This window comes from Dyadobacter sp. HNCC25DJ187 (genome assembly GCF_056895255.1).
In genome coordinates this window covers 1,651,555-1,668,851 of sequence record NZ_JBXHAT010000001.1, presented here as the reverse complement: position 1 = coordinate 1,668,851, position 17,297 = coordinate 1,651,555, and the positions used below count along the sequence as shown (strand labels likewise).

Annotated in this window: 13 protein-coding genes; 11 read left to right on the top strand and 2 right to left on the bottom strand. The window is 43.2% G+C overall.

The window, feature by feature from the left end; genetic code table 11:
- The first annotated feature begins 7 nt into the window (after positions 1-7).
- From AC1XUE_RS06905 to AC1XUE_RS06870, 8 genes are all read left to right on the top strand, one after another.
- The gene (locus AC1XUE_RS06905) at positions 8-577 is read left to right on the top strand and encodes a MarC family protein (RefSeq protein WP_483355206.1); all 570 of its coding nucleotides are present in this window, start codon (positions 8-10) and stop codon (positions 575-577) included.
- Positions 578-615: 38 nt separating this feature from the next.
- Positions 616-1,080 (top strand): pyrophosphohydrolase domain-containing protein, encoded by a 465-nt coding sequence (locus AC1XUE_RS06900; protein WP_483355205.1) that lies wholly within the window; start codon positions 616-618, stop codon positions 1,078-1,080.
- 399 nt (positions 1,081-1,479) lie between these two features.
- Positions 1,480-2,715 carry a peptidase T gene (gene pepT, locus AC1XUE_RS06895; RefSeq protein WP_483355204.1) on the top strand — a complete coding sequence of 412 codons (1,236 nt, stop codon included), beginning with the start codon at positions 1,480-1,482 and terminating at the stop codon, positions 2,713-2,715.
- Between the two features lie 36 nt (positions 2,716-2,751).
- Positions 2,752-3,393 carry a ribonuclease H1 domain-containing protein gene (locus tag AC1XUE_RS06890; protein ID WP_483355203.1) on the top strand — a complete coding sequence of 214 codons (642 nt, stop codon included), beginning with the start codon at positions 2,752-2,754 and terminating at the stop codon, positions 3,391-3,393.
- A gap of 3 nt (positions 3,394-3,396) precedes the next feature.
- On the top strand, positions 3,397-4,119 hold the full coding sequence (locus tag AC1XUE_RS06885; protein ID WP_483355202.1) for a tRNA1(Val) (adenine(37)-N6)-methyltransferase: 723 nt from the start codon (positions 3,397-3,399) through the stop codon (positions 4,117-4,119).
- Between the two features lie 64 nt (positions 4,120-4,183).
- On the top strand, positions 4,184-5,170 hold the full coding sequence (locus tag AC1XUE_RS06880; RefSeq protein ID WP_483355201.1) for a glycosyltransferase family 2 protein: 987 nt from the start codon (positions 4,184-4,186) through the stop codon (positions 5,168-5,170).
- A gap of 53 nt (positions 5,171-5,223) precedes the next feature.
- Positions 5,224-5,835 (top strand): inorganic pyrophosphatase, encoded by a 612-nt coding sequence (locus tag AC1XUE_RS06875; protein ID WP_483355200.1) that lies wholly within the window; start codon positions 5,224-5,226, stop codon positions 5,833-5,835.
- A 245-nt stretch (positions 5,836-6,080) separates the two neighbouring features.
- The gene (locus AC1XUE_RS06870; protein ID WP_483355199.1) at positions 6,081-7,676 is read left to right on the top strand and encodes a peptide chain release factor 3; all 1,596 of its coding nucleotides are present in this window, start codon (positions 6,081-6,083) and stop codon (positions 7,674-7,676) included.
- A gap of 154 nt (positions 7,677-7,830) precedes the next feature.
- On the opposite strand, the gene AC1XUE_RS06865 is transcribed toward AC1XUE_RS06870, so the two are convergent.
- The gene (locus AC1XUE_RS06865; RefSeq protein WP_483355198.1) at positions 7,831-8,958 is read right to left on the bottom strand and encodes an alpha/beta hydrolase family protein; all 1,128 of its coding nucleotides are present in this window, start codon (positions 8,956-8,958) and stop codon (positions 7,831-7,833) included.
- A 227-nt stretch (positions 8,959-9,185) separates the two neighbouring features.
- Here AC1XUE_RS06865 and AC1XUE_RS06860 point away from each other — a divergent pair, with 227 nt between their 5' ends.
- From AC1XUE_RS06860 to AC1XUE_RS06850, 3 genes are all read left to right on the top strand, one after another.
- A complete protein-coding gene (locus AC1XUE_RS06860; RefSeq protein WP_483355197.1) occupies positions 9,186-10,178 on the top strand; it encodes a pectinesterase family protein in 993 nt (330 codons plus the stop codon).
- 27 nt (positions 10,179-10,205) lie between these two features.
- Entirely contained in the window at positions 10,206-11,198 is a 993-nt protein-coding gene (locus AC1XUE_RS06855) for an alpha/beta hydrolase fold domain-containing protein (RefSeq protein WP_483355196.1), read from the top strand.
- 274 nt (positions 11,199-11,472) lie between these two features.
- Complete coding sequence (locus AC1XUE_RS06850) at positions 11,473-14,667, top strand: ATP-binding protein (RefSeq protein ID WP_483355195.1); 3,195 nt, start codon at positions 11,473-11,475, stop codon at positions 14,665-14,667.
- A gap of 115 nt (positions 14,668-14,782) precedes the next feature.
- Here AC1XUE_RS06850 and AC1XUE_RS06845 read toward each other — a convergent pair whose 3' ends face one another.
- A complete protein-coding gene (locus AC1XUE_RS06845; protein WP_483355194.1) occupies positions 14,783-17,287 on the bottom strand; it encodes a PIG-L family deacetylase in 2,505 nt (834 codons plus the stop codon).
- Positions 17,288-17,297: the final 10 nt, after the last annotated feature.

Genomic DNA, 17,297 nt, shown 5'->3' with positions numbered 1-17,297 from the left:
CACTCCTATGTTTAGTTTGAAGGAAATCGTTTCAGTTTCTCTTATCCTGTTTTCGGTCATTGATGTGTTGGGATCTATCCCTGTTATCGTTGATTTTCGCAAGAAGCTAGGGAAAATTGAATCTGAAAAGGCTACGCTTGTCGCGGGTTGTATTATGGTGCTGTTTCTCTTCCTGGGAGAAAAGCTATTACGACTTTTCGGCGTTGATGTAGCATCATTCGCTATCGCCGGTGCGATTATCCTTTTTCTGTTAGGACTTGAGATGATCCTGGGGCGGGAGATTTTCAAACATGGAAGTATTGATACAGGAGCTGCTTCCATTGTTCCCATCGCATTCCCTATCATTGCAGGCGCAGGCACCATGACCACCTTGCTCGCATTGCGTTCAGCCTACGAAATTCAGAATATACTGGTCGGTGTACTGCTGAATCTGATCTTTGTATACCTTGTTCTGAAATCTTCAAACTGGCTGGAAACAAAACTCGGACCCGGAGGCATAGAAGTGCTGAGAAAGGTTTTTGGGGTTATACTATTGGCCATAGCAGTCAAATTATTTAAAACGAACCTGGGTATCTGATACCCGGTCCAATCTTACCAATCATTTAATATTCTATCATGCAACAACTGGATAGCCTGAATCAGGTAGCGGAATTTCATCGTACCTTCAAACATCCCATTCTTGACCAACCTACCATTCCCTCAGAAGAAAGAAGTAAACTGCGCGTAGCGTTGCTGGCAGAGGAATTGAAAGAGCTGGAGGTGGCGATTCTGGAAAAGGATATCGTGGAGGTAGCGGATGCGCTGTGTGATCTTCAGTATGTACTTTCCGGAGCTGTACTCGAATTCGGTCTGGGTGACAAGTTTAAAGCACTTTTTGATGAGGTACAAAGATCGAATATGTCGAAGGCATGTTTAACTGTTGAGGAGGCAGAAGCGACCGTGGCGCATTACACAGCGAAAGGAACTGAGTGCTATTACAAAGAGGACTCCGGGAAATACCTGGTTTACCGTACAGCAGACGATAAAACGTTGAAAAATATCAACTATTCTCCTGCCGATTTGTCGGGGATTATAGGGTAATTCGGGGATCACCGATATGTAAGTATCAGCTTACATTAGGGTGAATACCAGTAAATGATTTATTTCATATCTCATCGGGCTGAAATATCGGTAGATCGTGAAATTTGAAATGAATCCCAAGTGCCGCAGGCATGCAATGTTACTTACCTCCAGCACATCGGAATCATGGTGATATGGTTTTCTACTAAAATGATGTTCCTGACGGGATTGTCTGTTCTGGATCCCGTGTGTTTTCATATCTCACCGGGCTGAAATATCGGTAGATCGTGAAATTAGAAATGAATCCTAAATGCCGGAGGCATGCAATGTTATATGTACCTACCCGGCATCGAAATTACTGGTGTTGTTCTTTTATTTAGTATTATACCTATTCGTTTAAATACTTAACCCCTGACTCTTATGTCGACCGTTCTAGACCGATTTTTACGATATGTGCAGATTGATACGCAGTCTGATCCCCATTCCGAATCTTTTCCAAGTACAGCAAAGCAGCGTGATCTAAGTAATCTGCTCGTTGTTGAATTGCAGGAAATGGGCGTGGCAGATGCACATCTGGACGAGCACGGCTATGTATATGCAACGATTCCGGGTAATTCCAACAAACCCAATGTGCCGGTGATATGCTTTTGCTCGCACGTGGATACATCACCGGACGTAACTGGTGCGAATGTGGTGCCGATCGTGCATCAGAATTGGGACGGAACAGACATCGTATTGCCGGATGATCATACCCAGGTGTTGAGAAGGACAGAGTTACATGACCTGGAAAATCAGATCGGGAATGATATTGTCACGGCCAGTGGCACTACTTTGCTAGGTGCAGATAACAAAGCCGGTGTAGCTGAAATTATGACGGCTGCTTCTTATGTCATGCAACATCCGGAAATAAGACATGGTGATATCAAAATTCTGTTTACGCCTGATGAAGAAGTGGGACGTGGAACTGAAATGGTTGATCTGACAAAACTGGGAGCGCATTATGGATATACTGTGGATGGAGAAGCGGTAGGAACACTCGAAGATGAAACATTCTCTGCAGATGGGGTAAAAATCACCATCACAGGTGTGAGCACACATCCTGGCTATGCGTTCGGTAAGCTTGAAAATGCACTGAAAATTGCAGGCGATATATTGTCTGCGTTGCCTAAGGATCGGTTGTCTCCGGAAACAACAAAAGATAAAGAAGGTTTCATTCACCCGGTTCATTTTGAAGGTATACAGGAGCAGGCGGTGTTAGAGTTTATTATTAGAGATTTTACCGATGCTGGTTTAAAGGAAAAGGAAGATTTGCTGCAAAATATCGTAAATGAAGTTCTGACGAACTACCCTGGCTCTGCGGCGCAGGTTGTAGTTAAAAAACAGTATCGGAATATGAAAATGATTCTAGATCAGCATCCCCAGGTGATTACCAATGCGATTAAGGCAATGCAAATGAGTGGTCTGGAGGCTACAGCCAGAAGCATACGTGGCGGTACTGACGGATCCAGACTTTCTTTCATGGGATTACCTTGTCCTAATATTTTTGCAGGAGAGCATGCTTTTCATTCTCGCTTGGAATGGGTGTCGGTACAGGATATGGAAAAGGCAGTGGAAGTAATTGTAAATATATCCCGCGTTTGGGAAGAAGAAGCATGATAATAGTCTGCTGAATTGAAGTGCGGACATTAAGTTATGGCAAAGAAGACGAAATTTTATGTAGTATGGCAGGGAAGGCAAACAGGTGTCTTCACTGATTGGAAGGAGTGTGAGGCACAGATTAAAGGTTTTGAAGATGCGCGTTACAAGTCTTTTGATTCTATCGAGGAAGCTGAAAACGCAATTCAACGCAACTATTGGGAATTTGTGGCACGTGCAGGACAGAAAGACACGCCGAAGCCCACCAAGCTTGCTCCCGCCAATATTGGCAAACCTTTGAAGGAGGCTATTGCCGTAGATGCCGCCTGGAACACAGCCACTGGCGATATGGAATACCAGGGTGTGTATTTGCAAACCGGGGCAAAGATTTTTCTGCAGGGACCGTTTAAAGATGCAACGAACAATATTGGTGAGTTTTTAGCAATTGTACATGGCCTGGCGTATCTCCAAAAAAAGGAAAGTAATTTGCCTATTTACAGCGATTCCCGTACTGCGATCAGCTGGATTAAAAAGAAGCATGCGAATACGAAGCTTGCACTTACACCTCGGAATAAGCCGGTTTTTGAGATGTTGCAGCGAGCAGAAAGGTGGCTGGCAGCAAATAAATTTACCAATCCTATTTTGAAGTGGGAAACGGAGTATTGGGGAGAGAATCCGGCGGACTTCGGTAGAAAATAGGATATGGCTAAAAATGCGTACTTCCGGTTCAAGCAATTTACTGTGCATCAGGGCAGGTCTGCGATGAAGGTATGCACCGATGCCTGTGTGCTTGGTGCTTGGGCTGAGCTGGATGGCGTCGGAAATATCCTGGATATAGGCGCAGGTACAGGGTTACTGTCCTTGATGGCCGCCCAACGCAACAGCGCCGCACATATCGATGCAGTGGAAGTGGATGAATCTGCTTTCCTACAGGCGACTGAAAATGTATCGGAAAGTATATTCTCTGAAAGAATTCATCTATTCAATCAGCAGATTCAGTCTTTTCAACCGGGTCGGCGGTATGATTGTATCATCACCAATCCTCCGTTTTTTCAATCTGATCTGTTGTCTCCCGATCAGCAGAAAAACAAGGCACATCATGCTACGTCCCTCACATTTGACGAATTATTAATGGCTATCGACAAGCTTTTGACGGAAAATGGGAAGTTCCATATTCTGTTACCGGTAGACGAAGCTGGCGTATTTCAACAAAAAGCCCTGGCCGCTGGCTGGTTTTTATCAAATTTACTTATTCTTCAGCATAATAGCAGTAAAAAACCATTCAGGCATATCATGACTTTTTGTAGAAGTCAAAATTCTGATATACAACATGTTGTGTCTTTGCTTCATATATATAATGACGACGGAAGCACTTATACCCCCAACTTTAAAGCTTTAATGAAAGAATTTTATTTGATATTTTGACGCAGAAAAATGCGAACTTTGGGCTTTAAAAGTAAGTTGGAGATTTTCCCCGTTTTATTTGTTCATGATTGACTCTGGTATTCAGATTTCCGTAGTAATTCCGCTATTCAACGAAGAAGAGTCATTGCCGGAGCTAAGCGCGTGGATTGAACGTGTGATGCTGGCAAATCATTTCACCTATGAGATCCTGTTTATTGATGATGGAAGCAAAGATCAGTCATGGGCTGTAATATCTGAGCTTTCCCGTAAAAATCCTGCTATACGTGGCATGCGTTTTGTTAGAAATTACGGGAAGACAGCGGCCTTGCAAACGGGCTTCCAGGAGGTGAAAGGACAAGTGGTGATTACCATGGACGCCGATTTGCAGGACAGCCCGGATGAAATACCCGGATTATATAAAATGATCACCGATGAGCGGTACGATCTGGTGTCAGGATGGAAGAAGAAACGCTTTGACCCGATTACCAAGACTCTGCCTACTAAGCTTTTCAATGCTGCTACAAGAGGTATTTCAGGTGTAGCATTGCACGATTTCAACTGTGGCCTGAAAGCATATCGCAAGGAAGTTGTACAAAATATTACGATATATGGCGAAATGCACCGTTATATTCCGGTAATTGCAAAATGGAATGGTTTTGGAAAGATAGGAGAAAAAGTAGTCCAACATCAGGCAAGAAAGTACGGGTATACGAAATTTGGCCTCGAAAGGTTTATTTTCGGCTTTCTTGATTTACTTTCCATCGCATTTGTTAATAAATTTGGCCGCAGGCCCATGCATTTTTTTGGCAGTTTGGGGACACTCATGTTCTTTTTTGGAAGCATCATAGCATTTTGGCTGATGTTGACAAAAATTTACAAGATTTATATATCCCATGAGCCTTTCAGAAACGTAACCGAAAATCCAATGTTTTTCCTGGCATTGGTGGCGATTACAGTCGGGTCGCAGTTATTCCTTGCCGGTTTTATCGGGGAGTTGTTTGTCAAGCAGTCGATTCATAAAACAGGAGATTACCTGATTTCTGCCAAAGTGGGAGAAACGAATAAAGTTTAGATACTCATATAAAAATTAAGTATTACCAATTAAGCCTTTTATACATTTAAATAATGATCGCTAACGTACACAAAGCCCATCCCTGGCACGGTATTCCAATGGGAGATAATGCACCTGAACTGGTTACAGCATTCATTGAAATTGTTCCGACAGATACAGTAAAATACGAAATAGATAAAGCTACGGGCTATCTGATGATCGATCGCCCGCAAAAGTATTCCAATATTGTACCGGCTCTTTACGGATTTATTCCCAAAACTTACTGTGCCGAGAAGATCGCAGCCCTGGCTCGTGAACGTTCCGGCCGTGAAGTAACAGAAGGCGACGGCGATCCGCTTGATATCCTTGTGTTATGCGAAAAAATCATTTCTCACGGTGATATTATGTGTCAGGCGAAACCTATCGGCGGTATCCGCCTGATTGATGGTGGAGAGGCAGATGATAAGATTATCGCTGTATTGAAAGGAGATGAAGTATATGGTGGATTTTCAGATATCAGCCAGCTTCCTGAAGGTATTGTAGAGCGCCTTAAGCACTACTTCCTGACTTACAAAAATCTTCCTGGTGAGAAAGCACATATCGAAATTACCAATGTATATGGTAAAGAGGAAGCACATGAAGTAATCATGACTTCTGTTGAAGATTACAAACATTCTTTTTACTGAGAGGAAGTTCAGACTACTAAATAGCTGACCATAAAGCAATTTAAGCCGTTCCATATAGGGACGGCTTTTCTTTATGCTTATCTTTGTGCAAAATTTTCGGGTTTAGTCCTTTTACAGGTTACACGGGGGTTCACAAAAATTTAAAAGGGAGCCACACAGAAAATCTGAAGGGTTCTGTAATTCGAAAGGAAACAAGTCAGAATGATTCTTACATTGACTGGTTTTATTGGCCTAATAAACAATAGATGAGTAATTTACAGGAAATAAAAAAACGCCGGACTTTCGCGATCATCAGTCACCCTGATGCGGGGAAAACAACATTGACAGAAAAATTGCTGCTCTTCGGAGGAGCGATCCAAACTGCCGGGGCCGTAAAGTCCAACAAGATCAAAAAAACAGCCACCTCCGATTTTATGGAAATCGAAAAGCAGCGTGGTATTTCGGTTGCTACGTCAGTAATGACTTTCGAATACAAAGATCTGCTGATCAATATCCTTGATACACCCGGTCACAAGGACTTCGCAGAGGATACCTATCGTACACTCACTGCTGTGGATAGTGTCATTCTGGTTATCGACTGTGTGAAAGGAGTAGAGGAACAGACGGAACGGCTGATGGAAGTATGCCGCATGCGGAATACCCCTGTGATCGTGTTTGTAAATAAGCTGGATAGGGAAGGTCGGAATGCATTCGAATTGCTGGATGAACTGGAAACCAAGCTGAAGATAAAGGTGCGGCCGCTTACCTGGCCTATCAATATGGGCGTGCAGTTCAAAGGCGTATACAGCCTTTATGAACAGATGCTGTATTTTTTCAAAATTAATAAGACCAAGATTGAGAGCAATGTTGCTAAGGTGAGCCTGGATGATGATAACCTGGTAGATCTGGTTGGAGAGCGGGATGCGTTACAGCTACTGGAAGATGTAGAGCTGGTGGAAGGCGTTTATGATCCGTTTTCGGAAGAAGCCTATCAAAGCGGCGAATTGGCTCCTGTCTTTTTTGGCAGTGCGATCAATAACTTCGGGATTAAAGAATTGCTGGATACTTTCTGTGAAATTTCTCCGATTCCCCAACCGCGTCCTACGGATGTGAGACCGGTAGAACCTACAGAGCCAAAGTTTACAGGTTTTATTTTTAAGATACATGCTAACCTTGATCCGCGCCACCGGGACCGTATTGCGTTTCTTCGTATCTGTTCAGGTAAGTTTGAAAGAGGTAAGTTTTACAAGCACGTTCGCTTAGGTAAGGATGTGCGTTTTTCCAGCCCGTTCACTTTCATGGCTTCTGACAAGAGTGTGATGGATGAAGGTTTTCCCGGAGATGTTGTAGGTTTATATGATACAGGTAATTTCAAAATAGGGGATACACTGACAGAAGGCGAAAAGCTTCAGTTTTCAGGTATTCCGAGTTTTTCACCTGAGATATTCAAGGAGTTGATCAACCTGGATCCCATGAAATCCAAGCAATTGGAAAAAGGTATTCAGCAGCTGACCGATGAAGGTGTAGCGCAGCTATTCAGCTTGGATCTGGGAAACAGAAAAATCGTCGGAACTGTAGGAGAACTGCAGTTTGATGTAATTCAGTATCGTTTGGAGCATGAATACGGTGCCAAATGCCGCTGGGTGCCGATGAACATTTCACGTGCTTGCTGGCTCACCGCAGATGAGAAGCCTGCTATGGATCAGTTTATTCGTCTGAAAGGAAACCAGATTGCGTTTGATAAGGACCGAAATCCCGTATTCCTAGCAGAATCGGAATGGATGATCCGGATGAACAGAGAAAATAATCCTGCAATCCATTTCCATTTCACGTCTGAATTTAAAACAGAGATCGGCGTTTAGATCCGGGATATGTATTAGTTGTAACAGACCATGGAAGAAGCTGGCGAACGTAAAAAATCGCCAGCTTTTTTATATAGTTGCTGTTGTAGTCGAACTGCTTTAGGTTGCATTACTATTTAAATTGCATTTCTTTTTTTCTGAAACAGCCAGGAACTTACTTGAGCTGTGCTTTTAACCAGGTCGAAATTTCTGACAGGGCAGTTGGAGAAAAGGTCTGATCGATCTCAGCATATTCCTTTGGCGAACCCGTTTCACATTCCTGAAATAAATGGTTGAGCTTCTTAAGCTCTTTGGTAATGACATTGGCATTTCCCGATTTGGTTAAATTGGATTGGATGGCAGCCAGGTTATCATCCGGCGTTACCTGCAAATCTTTTTCTCCGTTCAGTGCCAATACAGCACACTTTACTTTTGAGAGCGCTCCTGCCGGATCATATCTCATTAAATACTGAGACCAATTTGATGATAGATTGTCTACTTGAGCCGACATAAATTGTTCTTTACTCATGCCCTTTGGAATTAACTGTTCCGGAATTTTCAGTGCATTGTTTTTGGCTAGTACAGTGAGCTTTTGCTTAAGCGTATCAGAGTCAGTAGCAGTGGCCACCAATAAATAAGCGGTTCTATTAACCTTTATCATCTGTTCAATTTCCTTTTCAGATATACCGAAGGAACGGGCGATGAGCTCATCCTGTTTAAGTAAAAGCTCTTGCAGATTACTCACTGCCGGACTTCCCAACAATACCATAAAGGCAATATCAGCAGAGCGTGCGGCAAGCATAGTCGAAACCAATCCGCCTTCACTATGACCAATCAGGCCGATTTGTGATGTGTCAATATCTTTTCTGGTTTTGAGGTAGTGAAGTGCACTTTCAGCATCGGTAGAGAAATCAGCGGTAGTTGCATTTTTGAAATTTCCTGTTGATGCTGCAGTTCCTCTGTCGTCGTACCGTAAAACGGCTATGCCATTTCTTGTAAGGTGATCGGCCAGGACAAGAAATGGTTTGTGTCCTAAAATTTCTTCATCCCGGTTTTGAGGGCCGCTGCCGCTGATCAGAATAACAGCAGGATGTCTGCCAGCTCCTGACGGCAAAGTAAGTGTTCCGGCGAAAGTGAGATCCTGAATGGTATTCTCAAATTTCACTTCCTCTGCTGTATAAGGATAAGGTTTTAATGGTTCCTGCGGTCGCTTGTCGGGCGATTTACCCATGTAATAGAAAATGATCGGAATGGCTATCAATACAAGAAGAGCAGTTAATGCAACGATATGGACCTTTTTCATAGGCTATGTTTCAATTATTGTAGCGTTATCTGAGGAAGAGGTGTGTAATGCATGTAAAGCAAAGTCTTCAATGATTCTCCTGTGTATAGGAGAGCTATGTTATATGTTCAGATATTTATTGAAATTTTTTAGGTAGAATCTGTGGTTTTGTGACTATAGTGTCGTCATCTGTTATTGTAAAAGCGCTCAGCAAAACAGAACTTCTCATTGAAATAAACAAACTGTATATGCTTAAAAAGTTAGGATTTCTATTGGCCTTTATCCTGTTGTGTAATGCGTCATTCGCTCAGGTTCAGGTGGTTGAGCAAAAATTCACAGTCGCTCAGGACGGTAGTGGCGATTATAAAACCATACAGGAAGCAGTGAATGCGGTCAGGGATCATTCGGAGATCAAGGCGGTGATCAGCATCAAAAAAGGGACTTATAAGGAAAAACTGGTCATTCCAGCCTGGAAGAAAAATATCGCGCTGATTGGCGAAAGTAAAGAGTCGACAGTTATCACAGGAAACGATTATTCAGGAAAGGATTTTCCGGGTAAAGATTTTACGCAAAATGCCAAATACAGCACATACACTTCCTATACCGTACTGGTACAGGCGAATGACTGTCTGCTGCAAAACCTGACCATTGAGAATACTGCCGGAAGAGTGGGACAGGCGGTTGCACTGGCGACGGAAGCCGACCGGATCGTGGTAAGCAATTGTAACATACTGGGAAACCAGGATACGTTGTATACTTCGAAAGATGGGCGTAATTATTATAAGGACTGTTTGATTACCGGCACCACTGATTTTCTTTTTGGAGAGGCGACCGTGGTTTTCAATAACTGTGAAATCCGAAGTCTTTCCAATTCATATATAACGGCCGCATCGACGACAAAAGAACAGCCGTTCGGTTATGTGTTTTTTAATTGTAAATTGACCGCCGCAGAGGAAGCAACGAAAGTTTACCTAGGCAGACCGTGGCGTCCATATTGCAAAACTGTATTCATTGATACTGAAATGGGTGCGCACATTGTGAAAGAAGGATGGGATCCGTGGAAAGGAGACAAAATGTTTCCGGAGAAAGAAAAAACAACTTACTACGCTGAATACAATAGCAAAGGACCAGGTGCAAGTCCTGCTACCCGCGTGAGCTGGTCAAAACAACTGACCAAATCGGAAAGAGCAAAGTATACCTTACAGAACATATTTTCGGGTTGGGAGCCGAAAACACTATAGTAATTACTTCACACTGTAACACAATTTATGATGTTAAGAAAGGGCTTTTGGGTGGCTATTTTTGCCGCATGTTCTATAACTGCTGGTGCACAGATTAAACCGTCGGGTATACGCGATACCAGCTTTTCAATTGCCGGATCGTATCAGAAGGAATTGAAATACCATCCGTCTATCACTATCGTTGATTCTACGATGCCGGCAGCAGTAACCGTAGTAGGCAACATACCGTTTCGTACTGTCAGTCAGGATCGAAAGCTTTTGCTCGACATATATAAAAGGAAAGGTAAGCAACCCAAAGCACCTGCCATAATCATGATTCATGGTGGCGGCTGGCGCTCCGGTGATCGCACGCACAACGCTACCTTGGGGCGCCAACTTGCCGACAGGGGTTTTGTGGCCATCACGGCCGACTACCGCTTATCCACTGAGGCCTTGTATCCCGCAGCGGTGTATGATATCAAAGCTGCAATTCGCTGGACCAAAGCCAATGCAGACAGGTATGGCATTGATCCGGCACGCATTGCGATCCTTGGTTTTTCGGCCGGAGGTGAACTGGCTGCATTTACGGGTGCCACCAATGGTAATAAGAAATATGACGGTCCTGATCCTGAAAATTCGACGCATACCAGTGATGTGCATGCAATCATCGACATTGATGGCACGCTCGCATTCATACACCCGGAGTCGGGTGAGGGAGATGACAGCAAATCGACTTCGGCTGCTACTTATTGGTTTGGATATTCAAAAGCAGACCGTCCTGAGCTCTGGGAAGAAGCCGCTCCACTTAAGCACGTAAGTAAAACCACACCTCCCACCTTGTTTATAAACAGTTCAGTAGCCAGAATGCACGCCGGGCGGACAGACTTTATCAGTAAACTGAATGAATATGGAATTTATAATACCATCAAGTCTTTTCCGGATGCTCCTCATACTTTTATGTTCTTTAATCCATGGTTCCAGCCTACATGCGTTGCCATCACCGATTTTATGAACAAGGTATTTGTTCCGCGAAAGAGATAGTGTTCCGGAATCGGGCTGTAGAGGAAGGATAAACTGAATTCATGGTCAATAACTAAGTCACAAAAAAATTCATAAAAGTCTGATTTTAACCCATTTGAAGTATATGAGCAATTATCCTGTTTTAATATGAAATGTTCTCGAATTTTCTGTAACATTGCAGGTATTGCTGCCTAAGGACGGTTAGTTTTGTGTTTGCTCCGAAAGCTCACAAATTCTTGGGTGTCGTCCTTTATATTTGGTATAATATATTCATCATTTCAGGTAATAGGTGTTTTTGACAGATCGAGTGTTGGGTTTATGTTATCGTCATTTTGTAGAAATTCTTCTATTCGCTTTCTTCGTTTTTTGTCAAGTCAATTGTAGTATTGCCCAAGAAGTACATACGGGTCTGCCGGAGTATTCGATTGTCCAGTATACCGACGAAAACGGCTTACCTCAGAATAGTGTAAAGGGTATCACTGCAGATAGTCTGGGTTTTATATGGCTGGCCACAGAAGATGGTCTTGTCCGATTTGATGGTCATCATTTCGTTACCTTTGATAAGTCTAATCTGGGAATTCCTCACAATCGATTCTATTCAGTTGAGCCGCCTCATGAAAAATCCAGACAGCGGTTTTATGCATGGCAGGGTATGTCTGCATGGGTAAAAGTGGAGAATGGTGTAGCACAGGTGGATTCAGTGGGTGAAATCATGAGTAAAATGCCACTCAAGGGGCGCTATGGCGCAAATTATCGTACACTGATTTCAAACGGTCTTCCGGATCGTCTTGGTAAGGTAGCCAATCCTACCAGTTACATATTTGCCGCAGCGAGAGAGCAGGGGAAGTTCTATATATGTCGCCAGGGAATTGTTGAACTTTACGAAAACTCAAAAAAGGTAAATGGGATAGCCTACAATACATCCGCTCTGGGTAACTTTTTCCTTATTGGTGATCAGCTTTATCATCACAACGAAACAGGTAAGATTATTCGATTTTATTTCAATGCTAAAAAGAAAAATTACACTCAGGAAGTATCTATTTTTAGTGGCGATATCACGAATAATGTATTGCTGAAAAACAACCCCGAAAAGATAAGTATTTTCTCGAATACTACCAGTGAACAAATTTTTATCTTGCTGGGTAATTCATTCTATATGATCGATATATCTGATAAGAATATCATCAACACAAAACTGGTGCTGGAAGGATTTGATTTAAATAAAAATAAAATTTCACATGTATATTATGATGAGTCGGCTGGAAGATTATTCATGGGTAGTCTGACAAAAGGTTTATATGTAGTTCAAAAGAAAAAGTTCAAAGTAATCAGGTCAGGTGAAGACGAATTTGAAAATGTTTTTTACGGACAGACCATTTATGATAGTAATACAATACTCACACCAATAGGACAGAAGATTTCCCTGAGCTCCCAAAAAGGTGTTTTTTCTGTTTCAAAACTTAACAGCATATCTGAAGCCAATCAGCATAGATACAGTATTGCCACAGATGCAAGGGGATTCCGGTGGGTAGGGGCAGGAGATAAGGTACATCGGTTCAATGCAGAAGGGACACAGCTTGATCTTAGCTTTAACCTGGGCCGCGAAATTGAGCAAATTAACGCTGATCAGAAGGATTCGATATGGGTTCTTACCAAAGATATGGGTCTGCATATGATCGATCTTTCCAAACCAAATCCAAAACCTGAGCTGTTTCTGAAGTTGCCCAAGGGGCAAATGTGTATGGTTCAGGACAAAAACGTGCTATGGTTGGGAACTACAGACGGTCTTTATAAAATCTATATCGCTTCGAAAAAAGCAGAGCTTGTTCCAGAAACGAAGAACCGCTACATCAGAAGTATATACATGCGTGAATCCGGAAAACTTTGGCTTACCACCTATGGAGATGGTATGTATCATTATCAGCATGGTATGCTCACCAGGCTTCCTGTCGATAAAAATGGCTATCTTAATACAGCGCACTGCATATTTGAGGACAGGAACGGCTTTTTTTGGATTACAACAAACAAAGGGCTTTTTCAGGCATCAAAAAAGGATCTTTCGGACTTTGTGAGCAGTAAAGGGATTGCCGAGCCCTATTATTATCTCTACACGCGTGAGTCCGGATTCAACATAAATGAGTTTAACGGGGGATGCCAGCCATGTGCGCTTCGGCTGCCTAATGGATATGTGACGCTACCATCTATGAGTGGAATGGTGTGGTTTCAACCTGAGGCAATCAAAACAGAATTCCCGGAAGGCGAGATACTTTTAAACCTTGCCGACCCGGATAGTCGGAAGGTATCCATTATTAATCAGGAGATACGTTTAAAACATAATCCGAAAGATATAAAAATTGAGCTGAGTACACCTTATTTCGGAAATCGCGAGAATCTGCATTTGTTTTACACATTGGTAAAAGAAGGGAATGATGTAAGTAGCTGGAACCATCTTCATCATCAAAAAACGATTTTGCTTTCGAATCTGGGATCAGGAACTTATTCCCTTTATATCAGAAAAATAAATGGTTTTGGTAAAGACAACTATACAGTCCGTAGAGTTAGAATTATTGTAGAAAAGGCCTGGTATGAGACCATTTGGTTCTATTTGCTGGCTGCAGGTCTGGGTGCACTGATTATTTATATTCTTCTAAAAATCCAGGCTCGTAATCTGCTGAAAAGAAACAGAAATCTGGAACGCGCCATACAGGACCGGACACACGATCTCAGGCAAACACTGGATGCTTTGGAGGAATCGGAATATGAATTAGGGCAAAGACTTCGTGTGCTTTCACTGATCACGACATCCATTACACACGATGTAAAAGTGCCGATTCGGGCGGTCATGTCTGTATCCAAAGAAATTGAAAAAAAGATCCATGAAGATCAACTTCCGATAGTATCTGACATTGGTAATGCTATTTACGAGACTGCTGCACGCATAGATCTACTACTTGCAAGCCGTTTGGATTATCTCAAATTACATTTAAACACAGGTGAAGCGGAATTTAATCTGATCAGCTTACATGAAGTCGTCAACAGAAAATTTCAGCTGTATCAAATCGTTGCTCAAAAGAATAAGTCGTCCCTGATCAATGAAATTGCTCCTGAAATTGAAGTGGGTATCAATAGGGCTATTGCAGCGGTCCTGTTTAATAACGTAATTGGGAATGCGATCAAGTTCACTCAGAATGGAGTAGTCCGGGTGCATGCGGCTGTTCAGCTCAATAAGTTGCATGTTATCGTATCTGATACAGGCCCCGGGCTTCCTGCACACATTATGGAATGGATCAATTCAGATGCAGTTTACACCCGACAGGACAGTGTGGGCAAGCCAGAAAACATCGGAGAGCATGCCTTTGGAAGTAATAAAGTCGGATTGTTGATTATCAAGCAACTATCTGCAATGTCCGGGGTAGCTATGCATGTAGAGGTCGATTCAGGGACACATTTTCATCTGATCTTTGAAGATTTCAACACCTCCGGGGCATAAATAGCATCCTGATTACATCAATTTTAAATTTTATGAACACCTGATTCATAGTGCTGTACCGGGTCAATCCCCGGTGAACATAAACCAGTATTTCAATCGGTGTCTGGTATTGTTACTATCTGTCGAGTGATATCAAATTAGAAAAAACACGGTACGCTCCAGGCACGCCGGCGGGTAATTGCCGGAACCAGCTCATGGTAGTATATACATAATTGCCTTTGCCATATTTGGCAATCAAGATGCCGCTGTCCAGTTTCTCGCATCCCGGATCATTGCAGGATATAACCGTTTCGTATTCCTCAGACCAATTTTCAGGCTGATACAGACTGCGTTCCTGCACCCATCCTTCAAAATCTTTTTCGGTGATTTTATTCGGATAGTTGAGTGCTTTGCTGTTTTTATTCAGAAAACGCACTTCGGAATTTTCGACCGTAACCCGCTTGTTACTGACGGTAAATGGATAAGGCCCGAAATCGTTCATCAGCAAACCCTGATCAGAATTATACTGAACAATAAGATTGCCTCCTTTTTCAACGTATTGCAACAGTATAGGATTGATGACTTTGACACGTTCCAGCATGTTGTAAGCGCGTACACCTACGATCACTGCATCAAAACGTTGAAGGTTTTCGGTGGAGATGTCTGTGTCGTCAAGCAACGTAACCTCATAGCCGATCTGCTGCAGACTGGATGGAACCATGTCACCAGCCCCCTTGATGTAACCAATCAACTGTCCGTTTTTATGGATATCTACTTTCACCGCTTTAGATCTGGCCTGTGGAAAGCTGATCTGTGTAGGTATATGCGGATAACTGATCACGTTGAGGCTTTTGTCATACGTTTGATCACCGATAATCACCTCGCCACGGATTTCAGCTTCATCGGCATGATCGGGTGGGAAAAGTGCAAAACTAAAATATTGTTCAGCGCCTTTTGCCAGCAGATTTACCGGATGTGATGCCGGTTCAGTTCTCCATCCCCGGGGTATATTGAGGCGGACCTCACCTGTTAAATGAGCTACTCCGGATTTAACGGTTACTTTCACCTGTTTACTATTGTCGCCATCAAACAAGTATACTTTCTGGTCAACAGAAACATATACCGGTGGTGTGATGGCAAGTGGCTGGTACATTTCTCCCAGTAACGGGTCCGTTTTCTGGTAAACTGCCGGCACAGTAAATTGTATATCCTCGTTGTTAATCCGGAACGTAAAACGCGATTCTGCAACCTGCCTGTTTTCTGCAAGTCCGATCAACTGCTGGTCGTTGATATCAAACAGACCGAGGCTGCCTTCCGTTTCCAGCCAATAGGGCTGTGAATACTTTGCCGTGACAGGAATAGAGGTTGAAGCAGAAAACTCCGCCTTTTGGTTTCTGCTCAGGGGAAGGTTGACAACCGAATCGGCATTTGCGAAAGGTAGCAATACGCTTTTCAGGGACACAGAGACAGAGGACCGGTGGGTAACTTCCACCGTCAGACGGATACGGTCGCCGGGAGTAAATGCAAAATCATTTGATTTGACAGAAATATACAGTCCCAGTATTTCCTGAATAAGTTTGTCGACATCTTTGAGTTTTTCAGTCTGCCAGTAGGGATCCTGCAATTGCTGAATCTGCTTCCTGACAGCAAGCAGGGCAGGAACGGATGCAGAAGGATCGTTATACCTATAGTCCCGGATTGCATCCTGAATCAGCTTCTGAATTTTGCCTGTATTGCTGATCCTGTCCCAGTTGGTATTGACACCATCCAGGAGGTCATTGGTTGCTTTCTGACCTTTTACATGTTTGAAATATTCAGTGAGCGGACCGCGAAATCCTGCGGTACCAAATCCCTGCGATTTATGAACCGTTCTGCTTTCCGCAGCAATTTCACCATACGATTTTCCCAGTAGCGGGTTGAATACACCTACATCCAGTTTAACGCATTCCTTTGCATCATGTTCATCCACGTCATCACGCCGCTGGTTCCACCACATTCCCGCGTTCCAGACCAGGCGGGTGGTTTTCCATGGTTTTACATATGGAAGTTGCTCCGGAAAACGTGCGGGATCTGCTGCCGCATCAAACGCCTCTTCTGCCAGTAAAGCCGAGGCAATGTGGTGGCCATGCCCTGCGCGCTCGTCAGGCGGAAAACGGGTTACGATCACGTCCGGCCGGAACTTGCGAATGACCCATACGGCATCGGCAAGTAGTTTTTCACGGTCCCAGATTGTGAATACTTCTTCAGCACTTTTAGAGAATCCAAAGTCAATTGCTCTTGAAAAAAACTGCTTTCCGCCGTCAATTCTTCTTGCCTGTAACAATTCTTGCGTGCGTAGGATCCCCAGGTTCTCCTTGATCTCTGTACCAAGCGCATTTTGCCCTCCATCGCCACGCGTGAGGGAAAAATAGGCCGTGTTATAATGTTTTTCGTTGGACATATAGGCCAGAAACGTGGGGTTCTCATCGTCGGGGTGCGCGCCAAAATACAGTACGTTACCCAAAACATTGAGTCGTTGCATATCCAGCAATATTTCTGATGAAGATGCACAGGATGGGACCTGAGCCCATATATTTTTAGAAATTGCCATTCCGATCAATAGAATTACAAGTAATGGATAACGATGCAGAATTGGTTTCATAAATGCCTGA

What these genes read in the sequence shown, in the direction of transcription:
- AC1XUE_RS06905 (WP_483355206.1), top strand. Translation starts at nt 8, where the DNA reads ATGTTTAGTTTGAAGGAAATCGTTTCAGTTTCTCTTATCCTGTTTTCG.
- AC1XUE_RS06890 (WP_483355203.1), top strand. Translation starts at nt 2,752, where the DNA reads ATGGCAAAGAAGACGAAATTTTATGTAGTATGGCAGGGAAGGCAAACA.
- AC1XUE_RS06900 (WP_483355205.1), top strand. Translation starts at nt 616, where the DNA reads ATGCAACAACTGGATAGCCTGAATCAGGTAGCGGAATTTCATCGTACC.
- AC1XUE_RS06870 (WP_483355199.1), top strand. Translation starts at nt 6,081, where the DNA reads ATGAGTAATTTACAGGAAATAAAAAAACGCCGGACTTTCGCGATCATC.
- AC1XUE_RS06865 (WP_483355198.1), bottom strand. Translation starts at nt 8,958, where the DNA reads ATGAAAAAGGTCCATATCGTTGCATTAACTGCTCTTCTTGTATTGATA.
- pepT (WP_483355204.1), top strand. Translation starts at nt 1,480, where the DNA reads ATGTCGACCGTTCTAGACCGATTTTTACGATATGTGCAGATTGATACG.
- AC1XUE_RS06875 (WP_483355200.1), top strand. Translation starts at nt 5,224, where the DNA reads ATGATCGCTAACGTACACAAAGCCCATCCCTGGCACGGTATTCCAATG.
- AC1XUE_RS06885 (WP_483355202.1), top strand. Translation starts at nt 3,397, where the DNA reads ATGGCTAAAAATGCGTACTTCCGGTTCAAGCAATTTACTGTGCATCAG.
- AC1XUE_RS06855 (WP_483355196.1), top strand. Translation starts at nt 10,206, where the DNA reads ATGATGTTAAGAAAGGGCTTTTGGGTGGCTATTTTTGCCGCATGTTCT.
- AC1XUE_RS06860 (WP_483355197.1), top strand. Translation starts at nt 9,186, where the DNA reads ATGCTTAAAAAGTTAGGATTTCTATTGGCCTTTATCCTGTTGTGTAAT.
- AC1XUE_RS06880 (WP_483355201.1), top strand. Translation starts at nt 4,184, where the DNA reads ATGATTGACTCTGGTATTCAGATTTCCGTAGTAATTCCGCTATTCAAC.
- AC1XUE_RS06845 (WP_483355194.1), bottom strand. Translation starts at nt 17,287, where the DNA reads ATGAAACCAATTCTGCATCGTTATCCATTACTTGTAATTCTATTGATC.